This is a genomic window from Neisseria sp. P0014.S002 (assembly GCF_051958295.1).
Taxonomy (GTDB): Bacteria; Pseudomonadota; Gammaproteobacteria; order Burkholderiales; family Neisseriaceae; genus Neisseria; species Neisseria flavescens_B.
The window spans coordinates 1-267 of sequence record NZ_JBQCVO010000077.1 but is presented as its reverse complement, the minus strand read 5'-3'; the positions used below and the strand labels follow the sequence as shown (position 1 = coordinate 267).

The 267-nt window shown below is 61.0% G+C and carries 1 pseudogene; it reads right to left on the bottom strand.

Annotation, left to right across the window (positions count from 1 at the left end):
* Positions 1-267: pseudogene (locus ACTHSX_RS10675) on the bottom strand (multidrug transporter); the annotation flags it as partial.

The following is a 267-nucleotide window of genomic DNA, read 5'->3' as shown; positions in this document are numbered from 1 at the left end:
CGCTGCGCCAATGCCATTGATTCTTGGGCGTAGAGTTCGTTGAAATGGGCTTTGGCAACGGCGGCAATCAGGGCAAGGTGGGCGGCATCGCGGTTTGCGGCTACGCTGAAATAACCTTGCAATGCGGCTTGGCTGTTGCTGCGGACGCGTCCGAAAAGGTCCAGCTCGTACGCTGCCGCGCCCAAACCGACAGTGTATTCGCTGCGGGTAACGCCGCCGCTCAAACTGCCTACCCGAGTTCCGGTACCGCTGGCGTTGATGCTCGGC